This window comes from Amycolatopsis sp. SID8362, assembly GCF_010550475.1.
GTDB classification, from domain to species: domain Bacteria; phylum Actinomycetota; class Actinomycetes; order Mycobacteriales; family Pseudonocardiaceae; genus Amycolatopsis; species Amycolatopsis eburnea.
The window spans coordinates 1-15,437 of record NZ_JAAGNB010001419.1 but is presented as its reverse complement, the minus strand read 5'-3'; the positions used below and the strand labels follow the sequence as shown (position 1 = coordinate 15,437).

The following is a 15,437-nucleotide window of genomic DNA, read 5'->3' as shown; positions in this document are numbered from 1 at the left end:
GGCCCCGGCGCCCCCGCCGCTCGGGCCGAGCCGCTTCCACCGGCTGCGGGTGCGCGAGGTCCGGCCACTGACCGCGGACGCCGTCGCGATCACGTTCTACGTCCCGCCCCAGCTCACCGAGGAGTTCCGGTTCACCCCCGGCCAGCACGTGGCGGTCCGCGCGGTGCTCGACGGGCAGCCGGTGCGGCGCACGTACTCGATCTGCGCGCCGGCGGAGTCCGGGGAGCTGCGGATCGCGGTGAAGCGGCGCCCGGGCGGAGCGTTCTCGAGCCACGCGACGACGGCGCTGGCGGCGGGCGACTTCCTCGACGTCCTGCCGCCGTCGGGCGGGTTCACGCACACCCCGGACCCGGCGCGGACCGCGCACTACGTGGCGCTGGCCGCGGGCAGCGGGATCACGCCGGTGCTGTCGATCCTGGTCAGCACGCTGTCGGCGGAGCCGCACAGCAAGGCGACGCTGCTGTACGTCAACACGTCGGGTGCGACGACGCTGTTCGCCCGCGAGCTGACGGCGCTGGCCGAGGGCTTCGGCGGCCGCCTGCACGTCGTCCACTACCGCACCGACGAGCGCGACCCGGACCTGCACGCGCACCGGCCCCGCCAGTTCGACGTGATCGGCGAGGCGCTGGCCATTTCCCACGAGCGCTACCAGCGCGGCCGCCTCGACGGCACCCGGCTGCGCGCCCTCCTGCAGAACCGCCTCCACCCGGCGAAGGTCGACGAGTGGTTCCTGTGCGGCCCGAGGGGCCTGACGGACATGGCCCGCCGCACGCTGGCCGACGCGGACGTCCCGGAGGAGAACGTCCACTTCGAACTCTTCCGCGGCGCGGCCCCGCTGCGCGACCCGGCGGGCCCGGCGGCCACGGTGGCGGTGACCCTGGGCGGCACGACGACGTCCATCCCGGCGGCCGCGGGCGAGACGGTCCTGGACGCGGCCCTGCGCGCGGGCCTGGAGGTCCCGTACTCCTGCCAGGGCGGCGCGTGCGGCACGTGCCAGGCGACTCTCCTGCACGGCCAGGTCGACATGGACGTCCGCTACGCACTGACGGAGGCCGACGCGGCGGCGTGCCGGATCCTGACGTGCCGGGCTCGGGCGACGACCCCGGAGGTCGCGGTCGACTACGACCGCCGCTGAACCCAAGCGCCCCAAGGTGGCCTTCGGTGCGTCTCACGCACCCAAGGCGGCCTTCGGTGCGTCTGACGCAACCAAGGCCACCTTGGGGCGCTTGAGGCGAGGGGCGCGAACGGCGGATTTCCGACGGAAACGGCCTTGAATTGCCATTCGCGACTCTTCGCGACGCAGTTTTGTCGGAACTGGTGCACATCCTCGACATGTGTACCGAGCAACCTGGACCAAGCACCCACTCGTCACCGGCCACCCGAACAATCCCGACGTCGTACGCGTATCGGAGCTCGAAGAGATCGGCATGCCCCGAAGCAGCATCTACCGACGGTGCCTGCCCGGCGGCCCATGGCGCCGGCTGCTGCCGGGCGTGATCCTGCTGCACCCTTCGGAGCCGACCGACGAAGAACGCCTGAGAGCCGCGCTGCTGCGCGGTGGCAGCCGCTCCATGATCACGGGGCTTTGGGCACTGCGCCGGCACGGTTTGCAACGGATTCCGGAACCGGACGACGTCCACCTGCTGATCCCGCACGCACGCGAGGTCACCAGCGCGGGGTTCGCCCTGATCGAGCGCACCACCCGGCTGCCGAACCCGTTGCTGAGAGACGGCATGCCGCTCGCGCCGGTGCACCGCGCGGTGCTCGACGGAGCGCGACGGCTTCGCGACTTCGACACCGTGCAAGCGATGCTGGCCGAAGCGGTCCAGCGGAGGAGATGCACGCCAGGCCAGCTCGATCGCGAGTTGAGCCTGGGGAGTCAACGCGGCTCCGCGATCCCTCGGCGAGCGCTGCAAGCGATCTTGAACGGTGCGGAGTCGGTGGCCGAGGCAGATGCCTGGGAAATCTGGAAGCTTTCGGAGCTGCCCTCGGCCGAATGGAACGTCAGCGTCTTCGATCGCGACGGCAGCTTCATCTCGAAGCCGGACGCTTGGTGTGAAGACGTCGCTTTCGCCTGGGAGATCGACTCACGCGGCTACCACGAGGGCGGCGACCACTACGCGGCAACCTTGGCGCGGAACGCGCGGTACTCGGCGGCCGGGATCGTCTGCCTGCAGACCCTCCCGAGCCGCCTCCGGACCGAGCCGGGCGTCGTGATCACCGAACTCCGCGAGACCTACGCCGCGGCCTGTGCTCGCCCACGACCTCCCGTCACCTGCCGTCCTTGAGGCCGAGCGCCCCAAGGTGGCCTTCGGTGCGTCTGACGCACCGAAGGCCACCTTGGGTGCGTGAGACGCAACCAAGGCCACATTGGGGCGCTTGAGACCCTGCCTCAGCCTGTCTGGGTGGGCGCGCCCGACGGCGGCGTTCCCTGCCCGCCGCCCGGCTGGGCGCCCGTCTGCCCTTCCGTCACCGACGTCGCCGTCGCCGTGTCGCCCGACTCCGTCGCCACCACCGTGATCGTGTCGCCGGTCGCCAGGCCCGTCGCCTGCGCCGACGTGATCGTGTACGTCTTCGAGAAGCCGTCGTCGCTCTTCGCCGTCAGCGAAGTCGCGCTCAGCTCCGTCACCTCACCCGTCTGCATGATCTTCGTGACGTAGCCGCCGTTTCCGTCGGAGGACACGTACTCCCCGTGCAACGCCGACCCCAAGCCGCCGGCCGGGCCGGCCGTCATGCCGCCGGGGCCGCCGGTCATGCCGTTCATGCCGCCGGGCCCGGTGGCCGTGCCGGTCGACGACGACGAAGCGGCCCAGACCGCCGCTCCCCCGCCGGCCACGATCACCGCCGCGACGGCGCCCGCCGCGATCTTCTTGCCCGGGGACCAGCTCACCCTCGGCGGCGTGCCCGGTGCGGGTGCGGCGCCCCACGTCTGGTCCGGTGTGGACGGTGCCTGCGGTGTGGTCATGGTGGTGCTCCTTAACGAGATCCTTCGGTGCGGTCCACGGTGGAGCCCCTCGCTGTGCGCGGACTGTGCCCGCCGTCAGCCGTTCCTGTGACCGGAGGAATCGGGCACCGCACAGCCGCCTCACAGGCAGCACACAACCCGCACACACGGCCCGGACGGACGCTGATCCCATGGCCGCGCGAACCGTCTCGTCACGCCCCCGCCGGGGGCGGCTTTCGCTGCGCGCGAAGCTGACCGGGTCGATGGTCGTGCTGCTCACCGTGGTGTGCCTGATCGTCGGCGTCGTCAGCGAGTTCGCGCTCGACGTCTTCCTCACCCGCCAGGTCGACCAGCAGCTGTCCGCCGCCGCGAGCCGCTCGCTCGTCTTCGCGAGCAACGCCCGGCCGCCGGACGCCGGCCCGCTGCCCGGCGACCAGGGCCAGCACCCGCTCGGGCAGAACGTCGGCACGGTGAGCGGCACCTTCGACGGCCGGCAGCTCGTCCACGACGACAGCATCTCCGAACACGGCGAACGCCTGCAGCTGACGGCAGCGCAGCAGGCCGTCATGCTCTCGGTGCCCGCCGACGGCAAGCCGCACACGGTGTCCCTCGACGACCTCGGCGAGTACCGACTGATGGCGCTGCCCGTCACCGGCACCGGCGAAGTCGTGGTCACCGGCCTGCCGCTGGCGCCGGTCACCGCCACGCTGGTCACCGTCGGGCTGATCCTGTTCGGCGTCGCCGCCGCCGGCGTGCTCGGCGCGGCCTTCCTCGGCGCGTTCGCGGTCCGCCGCACGCTGCGCCCCCTCGACCGCGTCGCGGCCACCGCCGGGCAGGTCACCGAGCTGCCGCTCGACCGCGGCCAGGTGGCGCTGTCCATCCGCGTCCCGGAGTCCGACACCGACCCGCGCACCGAGGTCGGGCAGGTCGGCTCGGCGCTCAACCTGATGCTCGGCCACGTCGCCCAGGCCCTCGAAGCCCGCCACGACAGCGAGATCCGCGTCCGGCAGTTCGTCGCGGACGCCAGCCACGAGCTCCGGACGCCGCTCGCCGCGATCCGCGGGTACGCCGAACTGGCCGCCCGCGGCAGCGCGCTGGTGCCGCCCGACGTCGCCCATTCGATGGGCCGGATCCAGTCCGAGGCCGTCCGGATGTCGGCGCTCGTCGAGGACCTCCTCCTGCTCGCGAGGCTCGACGCGGGCCGCCCGCTCGACGTCCGCGAAGTCGACCTGACCCGGCTGGTCGCCGACGCGGTCGGCGACGCCCAGGTCGCCGGCCGCGGCCACCGGTGGCTCCTGGAGCTGCCCCCGGACCCGGTCCTCGTGCACGGCGACGTCCAGCGCCTGCACCAGGTGCTGGCGAACCTGCTGGCCAACGCGCGCACGCACACCCCGCCCGGCACCACCGTGGTGACGACGCTGGCCCGCTCGGCGGACGGCAGCGCGGTGCTCACGGTGACCGACAACGGCCCTGGCATCGACCCCGCCCTGCTCCCGGAGGTCTTCGAGCGGTTCGCGCGCGGTGACTCGTCACGCTCCCGCAACGCGGGCAGCACCGGGCTCGGCATGGCGATCGCGGCCGCCGTCGTGCTCGCCCACCACGGCACCATCGAGGTGCACAGCCGTCCGGGGCGGACCGAGTTCGCGGTGCGCCTGCCCGTGGCCGTGCCCGCACAGCGAGTGCACAGCATCGGCACAACCCGGCCCCAGCTGGGCACCGGAAGCTGAGCCCATGACCGCACTCGCGTCACGCCAAACCGTCGTGACCCCACCCGTTCCCGCCCGCTCCACCTGGCACCGCCCGGCCCTGGCCGTCCTGCTCCTCGGCACGGCGGTGCTGTACCTCTGGGGCCTCGGCGCTTCGGGCTGGGCCAACGCCTTCTACTCGGCGGCCGCCCAGGCGGGGTCGCAGAGCTGGAAGGCGCTGTTCTTCGGCTCGAGCGACGCGGCGAACGCGATCACGGTCGACAAGACCCCGGCGGCGCTGTGGGTGATGGGCCTGTCGGCGCGGCTGTTCGGCGTCAACGCGTGGAGCATCCTGGTCCCGCAGGCGCTGATGGGCGTCGGCTCGGTCTGGCTGACGTACGCGACCGTGCGCCGCACGTCCGGCCCGGCCGCGGGCCTGGTCGCCGGGCTCGTGCTGGCCCTGACCCCGGCAGCCGCGCTGATGTTCCGCTTCAACAACCCCGACGCGCTGCTGGTGCTGCTGCTGGTCGCGGCCGCGTACTGCGTGATCCGCGCCGGCGAGAAGGCGAGCCCGCGCTGGCTCGCACTGGCGGGCGCGGCGGTCGGGTTCGGCTTCCTGGCGAAGATGCTGCAGGCGTTCCTGGTGCTCCCGGCGTTCGCGCTCGCCTACGTCGTGGCCGCACCGGCGCCGCTCGGCAAGCGGCTGCTGCACCTGCTGGGCGCGTTCGCCTCGACGGTGGCCGCCGCCGGCTGGTACCTCCTGGTGGTCGCCCTGTGGCCGGCGGCGGACCGCCCGTTCATCGGCGGCTCGCAGACGAACTCGTTGTGGGAACTGGTCTTCGGCTACAACGGCTTCGGCCGCATCACGGGCGACGAGGTCGGCAGCGTCGGCGGCGGCGCGGGCCGCGGCTGGGGCTCGACCGGCCTGACGAGGCTGTTCGGCACCGAGATGGCGGGCGGCATCGCGTGGCTCCTCCCGGCGGCGCTGCTGGCGCTGTTCGCGGGCCTGTGGTTCACCCGCCGAGCCCCCCGCACCGACCGCTCCCGCGCGGCGTTGATCGTGTGGGGCGGCTGGCTCCTGGTGACGGCCCTGGTGTTCAGCTACATGGGCGGCATCATCCACCCGTACTACACGGTGGCGCTCGCCCCGCCGATCGCGGCACTGGTCGGCACGGCGGCGGTCCAGCTGTGGCGCCTGCGTTCCCGCCCGTCGGCATCCGGCCTCCTCAGCGGCGGCGTAGCCCTGACGGCGTTGACGGCGTACCTGGTGCTCGCGGACTCGTCCTGGCAGCCGTGGCTGGCCCCGACGATCCTGGTGGGCGGCCTGCTGGCCGCGGTGGCCCTGTTCTTCGCGGCCCACTTGACCCGCTGGGCGGCTACGGCGGTCGCCGTCCTTGCCCTGGCCGTGACGCTGTCGGGCACCGGCGCGTACACTCTGGCAACGGCCTCGGTGACCCACAGCGGCGCAATCCCTTCAGCAGGCCCCTCATCCGGCTTCGGCGGCCGTTTCGGCGGCCCCGGCGGCTTCGGCGGCGGTCGTGGCGGCGGCCCGGGATCGCTGCTGAGCACGACCATGCCGGGCGCTTCACTGACGGCGTTGCTGCAGAAGGACGCGTCCAAGTACACGTGGACCGCGGCCACGGTCCTGTCGAACGCGGCGGCGGGCTACCAGCTGGCGAGTGGAGCGCCGGTGATGGCGGTGGGCGGGTTCAACGGGACCGACCCGTACCCGACGCTGGCGCAGTTCCAGCAGTACGTGGCCGATGGGCGGATCCACTACTTCCTCGGTGAAGGAATGATGATGCAGGGCAGCACCGGTTCGGACGCGGCCCAGCAGATCGCCGAATGGGTGGCGGAGCACTACCAGTCGTCCACTGTGGATGGCGTGACGGTCTACGACCTGACCAGCACCACCTAGCGACCGGACGACTACTTTCCGTCAAAGTAAGGCGGGGGGCTGTTTCACATTCAGTAAGCATGAAATCATCCGCGTACCCTGCGGCATGCACGGGGAGCGTGCCGAAATCGACATGGGCGTGGCGACTCGTTCCCTCAGGCTCGCACGATTGGGGCCTACACGAACGGGAGTCGATAGGTGGCCGACGCTGTGGTTGGGCAGGTCAGAAGGCTGGTCCAGCTCGACAAGCTGATCAACGCCTTCGGCGAGGAAGCATTCCTCACCGATCACTTCCACCGCCAGCAGGCCGGCCGGGGCGTTCTGTTCGCGGCGTGGATCAAGGGCAGGGCCGCCGGAGTGGTCTACCTGCGCCTCGAGAAGGCCGAAGAGAAGAAGATCGACAGGCACCTCAAGGGCGTTCCCCAGCTCACCCATCTCGAGGTTCTGGGCAAGTACCGGAACCGGGGCGTCGGCCGCACCCTGATCAAAGCGGTCGAGCAGCACGCCGCGGAGCTCGGCCACGAGCGGATCACGCTCGCGGTGCGGACCGACAACGACGGGGCCGCGCGACTCTACAAGCACCTCGGGTACGAAGACTGGGGGCACCACACGGTGACCTGCCGCGCCTACCCGATCCCGGCCAAGGGGTGGTTCCCGAAGCGCGAGCGGGAAACCTGCTACGTGCTCGTCAAGAACATCACGAGCGTCATGCCCGCACCCGCGCCACTGGCTGAGCCGGCGGTAGCTGCCTTCGCCTGAGTCCGGCGCTGATCCGGCCGTCGACACCCGGCTGGGCGATGTTGCCGAGACGCAGAGTCGTGAGCGCGTCCTCGATCCCCGACCCGCCGCGGTGGTCGCGCCGGAGTTCGCGAACGTGCTTGTGCCAGCGCACGCAGTCGCTCTGCCAAGCGCGCAGGTAGTCGACGCACAGTTCCGGGCTGATCAAGTGACTGCGGCCGATCGCGGCCTTCAGCGCACCGATCATCCTCCCTCGCTGCGCCGGTTCGATCGCCGACGCCTCGACGCGCGAGATCGTCGTCCGGATGACCTCTCGTCGCGCGGCGATGAATTCAGCCCAGTAGGCGGCGTCGGCGTCCGCGAGACCCCCGCCGTTGTCCAACAGACCGAAGACACCTTCGGCGAGGGTGTCGCCCAGCTCCTCGCCACGCGCCCGCCGGGGGTCGCCGTACGGGTCGTAGTCGTATTGGAACGCCGTCCCCGTGACGGCCGACGAACGCAGCCGCAGGCCGTCCAGCAGGAAGAACCAGTCTTCGTTGTAGATGTTGGGGAAGAACGAGCCGAAGGCCGACTCCCCGACCGCCATCGCTCCGCCGCCGATGAACGTGTCCTGGTCGGCACCGATGTCGCGGAGCGCGTGACAGACGACCGAGTTGTCCGGCATACCGGTGTTCGCGAGTCCCACGACCGGGTGCTCGTCGAGCAACCCCGCCGCGGCGCGCAGGTCCCTCGGCTCGGACAGCACGATGTCGTCGTCGAGGAAGACGATCCGCCGCCACCCGGCGAGGCTCGCCACGAGCAGCCCCAGGTTCCGCTTCAGGCTGGTGTCGGCGAGGCGCTCGAACCGCGTCTTCCGGAGCAGCTTGTCGGTCGCGAACTCGGGCACGACACCGGAAGGCAGCAGATCCACGTCGATGGCGGTCACCCGGACGCCGGCCCGCTTGGCCGCCAGTGCCGCACTGGACGCGTTCGCCCGCAGGCTGCACAGCAACAGCAAGTGTGTGTCGAGCCGCTTCGCGGCACTGATGGCCTGTTCGAGGTAGGCGGCCGGACGTCCGTTGGGCACGATGATCGCGTCCAGCGACGCACGCGGCGCCTCGGCGGCTTCGACGTGGGTCAGCAGATCTCGGTGGGACTCGTGCTGCCTTGCGTTCACGTGGCAGCCTCCGGCCATTCGTGCAACCGGTTCTCCTCGAGGGTCCAGTCTGGGGTGAGCCCCATGCCCGCCACCACGGGCACCCGGCTGATGATGCTGAAGGATTCGGCGCCGCCGAACCGCTCGCTCAAATACGCCTGGTTCCGGTCACGGAACCGGATGTCCGTCAGCGCCCGGACCGCTCCGAGCGTGCCTCGACCGTACATACCATTGCACACGGTCACGGTGCGCTTCCGGTTGAACGGGCTGACACCGCGGTAGAAGTGTGCCACGTCCTCCAGAAGCCGGCCTCGGCTGTCCAGCGCGGGCGGGAAGAGCGTCTTCTCGCCGTCGCGTTCGACTTCGAAGCCACCGTGCCCGCTGGTCGGCTCGTTGCCGTCGCGGACGACCTGCAGCACCGGCAAGTCCACGCGTTCGATGACGTCGCGGGTCACCGTGTTCCAGTCGACTCCGCCGAGCAGTACCAGGTGGGTCGTGTAGTGGTCGGGAGTCAACTCCTCGTTCGTGTGAAAAGTGACCGTGTTCTCCGGGTTCTTCGCCCGGATGTGCCCGAACAGCTCGATCAGCGCGTCCGGGTCGGCGTAGGTGTACAGGGAGGCGAAGTCGGCGCTCTCCGGGTCGGCGTACGAGAAGTCTTTCCTGAGCTTCGCGGGTAGCTGAGCGCAGACGATCGTGATGTCTTCGCCTTCGTTGAACTTCCAGACCTCCGCCTGCGGCACCCGGTCGGCGCTTTTGCCTTCGCGGAGCAAGAGCAGCTCGTCCAGCAGGCCTTTACGCTCGGCACGCTCCTCGTCCGTCAGTTCTTCCACAGGGAGAACACGCAAGGTTCCGGCGGACATCGACCGGCGGGTCGCGAACAGCGTCGCGTAGGCCTCCAACCGCCTGACCGGCGGGCGGACCGGCTTGTCGGTGTTCTCCCACGAGGAGATGAGCGAGACGCTGAGCGGCCTGTTCCCGCCGAGCGCTTCGGCCAGCTGAGCCTGGGTGATGCCGGCTTCGGGCCACTGCAGCTCCCGCAGTTCCCGGAGGCGGCGAGGCAGCTCAGACCGCGACATGCTCGGGGACACGATCTCGCCGCCCTTCAGCAAATTTCAGTACTGCCAGCAGGTGCGCTGATCCTACTCCTCGGAGTGCACTCTCATCGCGGCAACCCGCGATCCCTTGGACTGAAGTGTTACGTCTGACGTAATTCCGCCGCACCAAACCGATAACGGCAGTCCACCTTCGTTGTTCCAAGGCACTCCAGCCCATACAGTGAACTTGACTGAACTTCAGTTCACACCTGAAGGCAGGAGCGGGCCATGGACACTTCAGCCAACTTGCCCCAGCACCGCGACGCCCCCTTCGCACTGCCCGGCGAAGCCGTGGCGCCCGAACTCGAGCGGCGGCCGCGTATCAGCGCCCGACGCGTGGCGCTCGTCGTCTCGAAGGAGACGCACCGCTCGCGCTCCCCACGCCCGATCCACCGCTTGGCCGAACTTCGACGAATCGCGAGCTGAATCCCGCCTTCTGAGTCACCTGACACACAAGGCGCGGCGTTCCGGAGGTTTCCTGGATCCACCGAGGAGGAGGGCACTCATGGACCCCAACACCACCGCCGCACCGAGCGGCAGCCGCTGGCGCCGGGGCGTCTACGCCGCCGGGCTTGTCATCCCGTTCACCGCGTCCCAGCTCTGGGCGCTGCTGGTGCTGCTGCGGCTCGCGCCGCTCGAGGGGCTCGTCGGGCAGGCCGTCGTGCTCGTCCTGGTGGGATCCGTCGCCGCGGTCTGGGCGGGGTGGCGGTGGACCTGGCGGCTCGGCAAGGACAAGGACCTGCAGCCCGCACCCAAGACGCGGATCCCGACATGACGTCCGGGCCGGCGATCGTCGCGGCCATCGTGGCCGCCACCGGGGCCGGACGTCTCCTGCACCACTTCGGCGGTGTCTTCCGCCGTCGTCACAACGAAAGGAGCACGGAGATGACCAGCAAGCAGCCGTCCTTCCCGCTGCGGGTTTACCACTGGCGGTGGGAGATCCTGGCCGTCACCCTGCTCCCCTACTGCGCCGTGACCTTCGCGCTGTGGGCCGGTCCACTGTGGGCGTCTCTGCTCCTGGCCGTCGCGCTCGGCTGGGCGGTGCTGCGCCGGCGCCAGGTCCGGGCCCGGTTCAAAGCGGTGGCGCTGCAGCACCGGCTGCGCGCGGTGTTCCCGCACCTGCGCCTGCCCGGTGGCCGGCCCACCATCCTCTGGAGCCGGCCCCGCGGCGGTGACGTCGTCGTGTCGCTGTACGGCCGCGAGGCCTTCGACCACCTGCACCGCCACCGCGCGGTCCTGGCGGCGGCGTGCTCGGTGCCGGAGGTCTACGTCGACCGCCACCCGCGGTACGCGAGCCTCGTGACGCTCACGATCAGCGCGGACGCGCCGAAGCGCGAGCCGGGCCGGGGTTCCCTGCCGAGCAACGTCGTGCCGCTGCGCGTCCACAGCTGAGCACGGGGCCTGGTGTCCCCCGCCCCGGACACCGGGCCCGGCGCACAGCAACCGCACAGAGAGATCACACGGTCACCAAAGCGGCGGCCGCGACCGTAGGGGCATGACAGCCACCGCCCCCGCACCGCGGCCCGGGACCGTGCCGGTCGACCTGGCCGGTCCGCAGCCCGTTCTCGACGTCGTCATCCCGGTCTACAACGAAGAGGCCGACCTCGAACCGTGCATCCGACGGCTGCACGCGCACCTGGCCGAACACGTCTCCTACCCGTACCGGATCACCGTCGCCGACAACGCGAGCACCGACGCGACGCTGCAGGTGGCGGAAAGACTGGCCCGCGAGTTCCCCGAGGTGGCCGTCCACCACCTCGACGAGAAGGGCCGCGGCCGCGCGCTCAACGCCGTCTGGCTGGCCTCCGACGCCGCTGTCCTCGCCTACATGGACGTCGACCTCTCCACCGACCTCGCCGCGCTCGGGCCGCTCGTCGCGCCCCTGCTGTCCGGGCACTCGGACGTCGCCATCGGCAGCAGGCTCGCCCGGGGAGCGCGAGTGGTGCGGGGGCCGAAGCGCGAGTTCATTTCCCGCTGCTACAACCTGATCCTCCGCTCGACGCTGGCCGCGAAGTTCAGCGACGCCCAATGCGGGTTCAAGGCGATCCGCGCCGACGTCGCCCGTGAGCTGCTGCCGCACGTCGTGGACACCGGCTGGTTCTTCGACACCGAGCTGCTCGTCCTGGCGCAGCGCGCCGGGCTGCGGATCCACGAGGTGCCGGTCGACTGGGTGGACGACCCGGACTCGTCGGTCAACATCGTCAAGACCGCCACCGAGGACCTCAAGGGGATCGCCCGCGTCACGAAGGCCACCTTCACCGGCGAGATCCCGATCAGCAGGCTGCGCGAGCAGCTCGGCAGGCAGCCGATCGGCGTCGACGCGCCGGGGGTGCCGCCGCGGCTGGTCACGCAGCTGGTGCGGTTCGCCGCGATCGGCGTCAGCAGCACGCTGGCCTACCTCGTGCTGTTCCTGCTGCTTCGCACGGTCGTCGGCGCGCAGGCGGCGAACTTCACGGCGCTGCTGGTGACGGCGGTCGGGAACACCGCGCTAAACCGGCGGCTCACGTTCGGCATCCGCGGCCGCACCGGTGCCGGGCGGCACCAGTTCGAAGGGCTGATCGTGTTCGGCCTCGGCCTGGCGCTCACGAGCGGCTCGCTGGCCCTGCTCAACGGGTCCACCACGCCCGGCCTCGTCCTGGAGATCACCGTGCTCGTGCTGGCGAACCTCGCCGCCACGGTGCTCCGCTTCCTGCTCCTGCGCGGCTGGGTGTTCAACCCGCGCCGCCAGGCCGCGACCCAGAAGGAGTCCTGATGACCGCCGTCCTGTCCGATCCCGTGACGCGGGAACCGCGCCACCGCCGGGATTCCGTGGCGCACGCGCCGCCGCGCTGGGTCCGCCCGGCGGTGTTCGGGCTGCTGGCCGCGACCGCCGTCCTGTACTTCTGGAACCTGACCGCGTCCGGTTACGGCAACTCGTTCTACGCGGCGGCCGTGCAGTCCGGGACGCAGAGCTGGAAGGCGTGGCTGTTCGGGTCGCTCGACTCGGGCAACGTCCTGACCGTCGACAAGCCGCCGGCCGCGTTGTGGGTCGGCACGGCGTTCGCGCGGGTCTTCGGGTTCTCGAGCTTCACCGTGCTGGCACCGCAAGCGCTGATGGGCGTCGCGTCCGTCGGCGTCCTCTACCTGACGGCGAAGCGGACCGCCGGCCCGGTCGCCGGGCTGCTGGCGGGCGCGATGCTCGCCGTGACGCCGGTGGCGGCGCTGATGTTCCGGTTCAACAACCCGGACGCGCTGCTGGTGCTGCTGATGGTCGCGGGCGCCTACTTCGTCGTGCGCGCCACGGAAAAGGCGAGCCCGCGGTGGCTCGCGCTGGCCGGCTCGGCGATCGGGTTCGGCTTCCTGACCAAGATGATGCAGGCGTTCCTGGTGCTCCCGGCGTTCGGGCTGGTGTACCTGCTCGCCGCGCCGGCGTCGCTGGGCAAGCGGCTGCTGCACCTCGGCGGCGCGGTCGTCTCGCTGGTCGTTTCCGCGGGCTGGTTCATCGCGCTGGTGGAGCTGTGGCCGGCGTCGTCGCGGCCGTACATCGGCGGGTCCGAAGGGGACAGTCTGCTCGAACTCGCGTTGGGCTACAACGGGTTGGGCCGCATCTTCGGCGGCGAGGGCAACGGCGGCGGCATGGGGGGCGGCGGCATGGGCGGCAACACCGGGTTCGGCGGGTCGACCGGCCTGTTCCGGATGTTCGGCGCCAGCTTCGGCACGGAGATCTCCTGGCTGCTGCCCGCCGCGCTGATCGGGCTGGTCGCCGGGCTGTGGTTCACGCGCCGCGCGCCGCGCACCGACCGCACCCGGCAGGCGCTGGTCCTGTGGGGCGGCTGGCTGGTCGTGACGGCGCTGGTGTTCAGCTTCATGAGCGGCACGGTCCACCCGTACTACTCGGTGGCGCTCGCGCCGGCGATCGCCGCGCTGGTCGCGATTTCGGGCCGCGCGCTCTGGCAGGGCCGGGCGAACCTCGCGCCGCGGGCGACGCTGGCCGGGATGGTCGTGGCGACGGCGGTGTGGTCGTTCATCCTGCTGGATCGGACGCCGGACTGGTTCCCGGCGCTGAAGTGGCTCGTCGCGGTGCTGGGCGTACTGGTCGGCACGGTGCTCGTGATGGGCGTGCCCGCGTCCCGCCGGCTGGTCGCCGTCGTGGCGGCGGCGCTGGTCCTGACCATCGGGGTGTCGTCCGCGGCGTACGGCGTCGAGACGGCGTCGGTGGCCCACACCGGTTCGATCCCGACGTCCGGCCCGACGTCGAGCGGCTTCGGCGGGGGTGGTTTCAGTGGGGAGGATTCGTCGTCGGGCGCGATCGGTTCGCTGCTCGCGCGGACGACGACCAAGTGGGCGGCGGCGACCACGGGTTCGCAGAGCGCGGCATCCCTGGAACTGGCCAGCGGCAAGGCGGTGATCGGGATCGGCGGCTGGAGCGGCTCGGACCCGGCGCCGACGCTGGCCGAGTTCAAGGCTTACGTGGCGGCGGGCGAGATCAAGTACTACGTCGAAGGTGGCCGCGGCGGCGGGCCGGGTGGTGGTTCGTCGGAGATCACGGACTGGGTGACGGCGAACTTCACCGCCACCACGGTCGACGGGCAGACGGTGTACGACCTGCAGAGCTGACCGCACGTACCACGGGGCGTGAGCGCGATCCGGCGCTCACGCCCCTTTCGCGCGCAGGTGGTGGCTGATGTCGCCGACGAGGTCCACCGTCGCCCGGCGCTCCGTGAACCGCCAGCCGGCCTCGCTCTTCGTGAACCGGTCGGCGTAGCGCCCCGCCGCGATCGTCTGCAGCGGCAGCCCCGGAACCGCCTGCAGCACCGTGAAGTACGCACTCGAAGAGGCCGTGGACCCGCTCACGTCCACCGCCACGTTCGTCGTCACGTGCTTGGTGCGCGGGGTCCCGTCCTCGTACACGATCACCGTTTCCCGCAGCATCCGCTCCACCGCCGCCGCGCCCTGCAACGAGCCGCCGCTGCCGGTGAACACGCCCGCGGAGAACAGCTGCCCCACCCCGGCGAAATCCCCCGCGTCCACCAGCGCCGCGTACGAAAAGATCAAGTTCGAAAGCGCCCGGTAGTCGTCCACGAAAACGATCTTACAGAGAAAGTATGGAAACCTTCCGTAGCTTGGCGGCGAACGGCGGCAGGGGGCCGCCGGTCAGGGGGTGCACCATGGATCGACGGGACCTGCTCAAGATCGGCGTCGCCACCGTCGCCGGGGCCGTGCTGCTCGAAGGGACCGCCGCCGCCGAGACCGGGCTGCCGCCGGTCGAGGGCATGCGAGGGGACCGGCGGGCCAACGAACTCTGGTACCAGCTCGACGAAATCTCGCTGTACCACCCGGCGCAGGACGTCCAGGACGCCTACGCCGTCCTCTTCCCCTTCATCCAGCAGAACGCGCCGGAAGGCCTGTACGAGAAGTGGCGGGCGCTGAGCCTGGAACCGGGCTACCCCGGGAACTACGCCGAGTTCGTCAAGCCCGTCGAACAGCCGCTGCAGACGCTCTCGACCCTGCAGCTGGACAACTTCGACCGCTTCTACCGCGGGAACGAACCCGGCCTCGCCGGCGCGTTCGCCGCCTTCGGGCAGGGGGTGCTCTTCGACCCGCGGCGGGCGGCCGTCGAGTCGGAGGTGCACACCATGAACGGCGATCCGCCGAACGGGTACCACTTCTGGCACGCCGTCCAGCGCGCGCAGATGTTCCTGGACATCGACCGGCGGCGGTGGGCCGCGATCGACCCGCTGGCCGGGTTCGCCTGGGCGCTGCAGTCGATCGCGAAACCCGACCACCGGCACGTCAACCCCGGCCTGCCCCGGGAGCAGGTCCGCGCGCTGGCCCGCTACTGGCTGCCCCGCTCGCCGCGGCAGCTGGACCGGGACTTCCGGTCGGCGCCCTACCCCGCCTGAGCCGCCAGCACCCGCTGGTACGCCGCCCGCAGCGCCGGGCCCGGCTCGATGCCCAGCCGCTC

Annotated in this window: 15 protein-coding genes; 11 read left to right on the top strand and 4 right to left on the bottom strand. The window is 71.1% G+C overall.

What is annotated here, in order from left to right; translation table 11 throughout:
• Together G3I65_RS43685 and G3I65_RS43680 are read left to right on the top strand one after the other, a co-directional pair.
• On the top strand, window positions 1-1,135 hold a 1,135-nt coding region (locus G3I65_RS43685), incomplete at its 5' end, for a 2Fe-2S iron-sulfur cluster-binding protein (RefSeq protein WP_160701308.1).
• Window positions 1,136-1,502: 367 nt separating this feature from the next.
• A complete protein-coding gene (locus G3I65_RS43680; RefSeq protein ID WP_160701311.1) occupies window positions 1,503-2,288 on the top strand; it encodes a hypothetical protein in 786 nt (261 codons plus the stop codon).
• A gap of 104 nt (window positions 2,289-2,392) precedes the next feature.
• Here G3I65_RS43680 and G3I65_RS43675 read toward each other — a convergent pair whose 3' ends face one another.
• Window positions 2,393-2,965 (bottom strand): hypothetical protein, encoded by a 573-nt coding sequence (locus G3I65_RS43675; protein ID WP_160701307.1) that lies wholly within the window; start codon window positions 2,963-2,965, stop codon window positions 2,393-2,395.
• 170 nt (window positions 2,966-3,135) lie between these two features.
• On the opposite strand from G3I65_RS43675, the gene G3I65_RS43670 reads away from it, so the two are divergent.
• The 3 genes from G3I65_RS43670 to G3I65_RS43660 all read left to right on the top strand — a co-directional run bounded on the left by G3I65_RS43670 (window position 3,136) and on the right by G3I65_RS43660 (window position 7,285).
• A complete protein-coding gene (locus tag G3I65_RS43670) occupies window positions 3,136-4,671 on the top strand; it encodes a cell wall metabolism sensor histidine kinase WalK (RefSeq protein WP_160701306.1) in 1,536 nt (511 codons plus the stop codon).
• 4 nt (window positions 4,672-4,675) lie between these two features.
• Window positions 4,676-6,547, top strand: coding sequence for a glycosyltransferase family 39 protein (locus G3I65_RS43665; protein WP_160701305.1), 1,872 nt, complete (start codon window positions 4,676-4,678; stop codon window positions 6,545-6,547).
• 177 nt (window positions 6,548-6,724) lie between these two features.
• The gene (locus G3I65_RS43660; RefSeq protein WP_309235992.1) at window positions 6,725-7,285 is read left to right on the top strand and encodes a GNAT family N-acetyltransferase; all 561 of its coding nucleotides are present in this window, start codon (window positions 6,725-6,727) and stop codon (window positions 7,283-7,285) included.
• Here the strand turns inward: G3I65_RS43660 and G3I65_RS43655 are convergent.
• Both G3I65_RS43655 and G3I65_RS43650 read right to left on the bottom strand, forming a co-directional pair.
• Window positions 7,233-8,420 carry a hypothetical protein gene (locus G3I65_RS43655; RefSeq protein WP_160701304.1) on the bottom strand — a complete coding sequence of 396 codons (1,188 nt, stop codon included), beginning with the start codon at window positions 8,418-8,420 and terminating at the stop codon, window positions 7,233-7,235. The two genes, G3I65_RS43660 and G3I65_RS43655, sit on opposite strands and share 53 nt — an antisense overlap.
• Window positions 8,417-9,475 carry a helix-turn-helix transcriptional regulator gene (locus G3I65_RS43650; RefSeq protein ID WP_160701303.1) on the bottom strand — a complete coding sequence of 353 codons (1,059 nt, stop codon included), beginning with the start codon at window positions 9,473-9,475 and terminating at the stop codon, window positions 8,417-8,419. The genes G3I65_RS43655 and G3I65_RS43650 overlap by 4 nt, the downstream gene beginning before the upstream one ends.
• Window positions 9,476-9,721: 246 nt before the next feature.
• Between G3I65_RS43650 and G3I65_RS43645 the strand changes: the two genes are divergently transcribed.
• The 5 genes from G3I65_RS43645 (at window position 9,722) to G3I65_RS43625 (ending at window position 14,089) form a co-directional block, all read left to right on the top strand.
• The gene (locus tag G3I65_RS43645) at window positions 9,722-9,919 is read left to right on the top strand and encodes a hypothetical protein (RefSeq protein ID WP_160701302.1); all 198 of its coding nucleotides are present in this window, start codon (window positions 9,722-9,724) and stop codon (window positions 9,917-9,919) included.
• A gap of 79 nt (window positions 9,920-9,998) precedes the next feature.
• Window positions 9,999-10,268: a hypothetical protein gene (locus G3I65_RS43640; protein WP_160701301.1), complete on the top strand. Its 270-nt coding sequence runs from the start codon at window positions 9,999-10,001 to the stop codon at window positions 10,266-10,268.
• Window positions 10,265-10,885 carry a hypothetical protein gene (locus G3I65_RS43635; protein WP_203612671.1) on the top strand — a complete coding sequence of 207 codons (621 nt, stop codon included), beginning with the start codon at window positions 10,265-10,267 and terminating at the stop codon, window positions 10,883-10,885. Before G3I65_RS43640 ends, G3I65_RS43635 begins: the two co-directional genes overlap by 4 nt.
• A gap of 103 nt (window positions 10,886-10,988) precedes the next feature.
• A complete protein-coding gene (locus G3I65_RS43630) occupies window positions 10,989-12,245 on the top strand; it encodes a bifunctional glycosyltransferase family 2/GtrA family protein (protein ID WP_160701300.1) in 1,257 nt (418 codons plus the stop codon).
• Window positions 12,245-14,089: a glycosyltransferase family 39 protein gene (locus tag G3I65_RS43625; protein ID WP_160701299.1), complete on the top strand. Its 1,845-nt coding sequence runs from the start codon at window positions 12,245-12,247 to the stop codon at window positions 14,087-14,089. The genes G3I65_RS43630 and G3I65_RS43625 overlap by 1 nt, the downstream gene beginning before the upstream one ends.
• A 36-nt stretch (window positions 14,090-14,125) precedes the next feature.
• Here the strand turns inward: G3I65_RS43625 and G3I65_RS43620 are convergent, their stop codons facing one another.
• On the bottom strand, window positions 14,126-14,554 hold the full coding sequence (locus G3I65_RS43620; protein ID WP_160701298.1) for a nuclear transport factor 2 family protein: 429 nt from the start codon (window positions 14,552-14,554) through the stop codon (window positions 14,126-14,128).
• Window positions 14,555-14,640: 86 nt separating this feature from the next.
• Between G3I65_RS43620 and G3I65_RS43615 the strand changes: the two genes are divergently transcribed.
• Window positions 14,641-15,375 (top strand): hypothetical protein, encoded by a 735-nt coding sequence (locus G3I65_RS43615; protein WP_239071804.1) that lies wholly within the window; start codon window positions 14,641-14,643, stop codon window positions 15,373-15,375.
• The last annotated feature ends 62 nt before the right edge of the window (window positions 15,376-15,437 follow it).

Bases quoted from the DNA above. Each gene is read 5' to 3' on its own strand.
- G3I65_RS43670 (WP_160701306.1), top strand. From the start codon at position 3,136: ATGGCCGCGCGAACCGTCTCGTCACGCCCCCGCCGGGGGCGGCTTTCG.
- G3I65_RS43615 (WP_239071804.1), top strand. From the start codon at position 14,641: ATGGATCGACGGGACCTGCTCAAGATCGGCGTCGCCACCGTCGCCGGG.
- G3I65_RS43635 (WP_203612671.1), top strand. From the start codon at position 10,265: ATGACGTCCGGGCCGGCGATCGTCGCGGCCATCGTGGCCGCCACCGGG.
- G3I65_RS43645 (WP_160701302.1), top strand. From the start codon at position 9,722: ATGGACACTTCAGCCAACTTGCCCCAGCACCGCGACGCCCCCTTCGCA.
- G3I65_RS43630 (WP_160701300.1), top strand. From the start codon at position 10,989: ATGACAGCCACCGCCCCCGCACCGCGGCCCGGGACCGTGCCGGTCGAC.
- G3I65_RS43650 (WP_160701303.1), bottom strand. From the start codon at position 9,475: ATGTCGCGGTCTGAGCTGCCTCGCCGCCTCCGGGAACTGCGGGAGCTG.
- G3I65_RS43665 (WP_160701305.1), top strand. From the start codon at position 4,676: ATGACCGCACTCGCGTCACGCCAAACCGTCGTGACCCCACCCGTTCCC.
- G3I65_RS43625 (WP_160701299.1), top strand. From the start codon at position 12,245: ATGACCGCCGTCCTGTCCGATCCCGTGACGCGGGAACCGCGCCACCGC.
- G3I65_RS43640 (WP_160701301.1), top strand. From the start codon at position 9,999: ATGGACCCCAACACCACCGCCGCACCGAGCGGCAGCCGCTGGCGCCGG.
- G3I65_RS43675 (WP_160701307.1), bottom strand. From the start codon at position 2,965: ATGACCACACCGCAGGCACCGTCCACACCGGACCAGACGTGGGGCGCC.